This window comes from Pseudomonas sp. AC463, assembly GCF_979253585.1.
Genome location: NZ_CEEDDZ010000131.1, coordinates 1 through 439, shown reverse-complemented (window position 1 = coordinate 439; position 439 = coordinate 1). Strand labels below are relative to the sequence as shown.

The following is a 439-nucleotide window of genomic DNA, read 5'->3' as shown; positions in this document are numbered from 1 at the left end:
TCGCCGGTCGCGACGCCGTAGGCAAGGGCAACGTGGTCGACCGATTCTCATGATCCGTCCACACCACCGACTCACCAAATACAGCGAGCCGCTGCGCCAGGGCATGACTCCAGCCAAACCCCAGCCCACAATCCACCTCCACCGCACTGGTGCGATACACCCGCGTCCACTCAAACGGCAACACCCCGTCCAGCGTCCCATCGGTGAGGGTGAGCAATTCCTCGCCAGTAACCATCGACACCGGGCAACCATTGGTGGCTGTCTTGTCCGCAGAACTCGCCGCCTCCCCATTCAGGTTCTTGCCCGAAGCCGGTGCATCATCGACAGGCTCCTGCCTCACCAACGCCGTCTGCCGGGATTTACTGCGCACCGCCGTCACCGGGTTAGAAACCAACTGCTCCCCAGCCTTCAACTGCGCAGCCGGCACGGACTTGATCGC

The 439-nt window shown here is 62.9% G+C and carries 1 protein-coding gene; it reads right to left on the bottom strand.

Translation table 11 applies throughout. The features are described from left to right. On the bottom strand, positions 1-439 hold a 439-nt coding region (locus AC0IYH_RS29435; RefSeq protein WP_471837576.1), incomplete at both ends, for a DUF6531 domain-containing protein.